This window comes from Streptomyces cellostaticus (assembly GCF_023630175.1).
In the GTDB taxonomy this organism is placed as follows: Bacteria; Actinomycetota; Actinomycetes; order Streptomycetales; family Streptomycetaceae; genus Streptomyces; species Streptomyces cellostaticus_A.
In genome coordinates, this window is the sequence record NZ_JALLIN010000138.1 from 1 (window position 1) to 1,172 (window position 1,172).

Annotated in this window: 2 protein-coding genes; both read left to right on the top strand. The window is 68.6% G+C overall.

The genetic code is table 11. The annotated features are described in order from the left end of the window. Window positions 1-95 precede the first annotated feature (95 nt). Entirely contained in the window at window positions 96-566 is a 471-nt protein-coding gene (locus tag MXD57_RS31340; protein ID WP_250405598.1) for a helix-turn-helix domain-containing protein, read from the top strand. Continuing rightward, window positions 563-1,172, top strand: a 610-nt coding sequence (locus MXD57_RS31345) for an IS630 family transposase (RefSeq protein ID WP_250405599.1), incomplete at its 3' end; no start/stop codon positions are given. The genes MXD57_RS31340 and MXD57_RS31345, both read left to right, overlap by 4 nt.

A 1,172-nucleotide genomic window follows, 5' to 3' on the forward strand; every position in this document is an offset into this window, starting at 1 on the left:
CTAGTAGATCGTCGCGGCTAAGTGTTGTTCTGGTTGGTGGAGTTGGGGTCGGGCAAGCTCCCCTTGTCGGTTCCGTTCGGCCGGGCAGGGGTGCCGTGTCCTCACAGAAGAAGTATCCGGTTGCGTTGAGTGCCGAAGATCGTCTGGCGTTGGTGCGCGTGACGACGACGGGGGTCCGCAGCGCGTCGATGATCAGGCGGGCACGGGTGCTGCTCGCGTTGGACACGTCGGTCGGCGAGGTCGATCCGCGGGCGGTGATCGCGGACCGGGTCGGGGTCTCGTGTGAGTCGGTCCGCCTGATCTCGAAGCGGTACGTGGAGACCGGCGGCGATGTGTGGGCCACGGTCGGACGGAAGGAACGCGCATGCCCGCCGGTGCCTTCCCCGGTGACCGGCGAGGTCGAGGCGAGGCTGATCGCGCTCGCCTGCTCGGCGCCGCCCAAGGGGCATGTCCGGTGGTCGCTGCGACTGCTGGAGAAGCACGTCGCGCTGGTCGAGGACATCCCGGATCTGGACCACTCCACGATCGGCCGGGTGCTAAAAAAACGGAACTGCGTCCTCACGTGAAGAAGTGCTGGACCATCCCGCCCGCGGCGAATGCGGCCTTCGCCGCGGCGATGGAGGACGTCCTGGCGGTCTACCGCCGCCCCCTCGATGCGGCCCGCCCGGTGGTGTGCATGGACGAGAAGCCGTACCAGCTGCTCGGCCACGTCCGCGATCCGCTTCCCGCGCGGCCGGGCCGTGACCGGCGCGAGGACAACGAGTACGTCCGCTCGGGGACCTGCTCGATCTTCTGCTGGGTCGAGCCACTGCGCGGATGGCGGCGCGTGGACGCCCAGCCCCGCCGGACCAGGGTCGACTGGGCACACCAGGTCGAGCACCTGCTGACCGTGGACTATCCCGACGCCGCCACGGTCGTGCTGGTGATGGACAACCTCAACACCCACACCACCGCCTCGCTCTACGAGGCGTTCGACCCGGGGAAGGCCTTCGCGCTGGCCCAGCGCCTGGAGATCCACCACACCCCCAAACACGGGTCCTGGCTCAACATCGCCGAGATCGAGCTCTCCGCCCTCACCCGCCAGTGCCTGGACCGCCGCATCGACGACCTCGCCGTGCTCAACACCGAACTCGCCGCCTGGCAGCAGCACACCAACAGCAACCAGCGCCAAG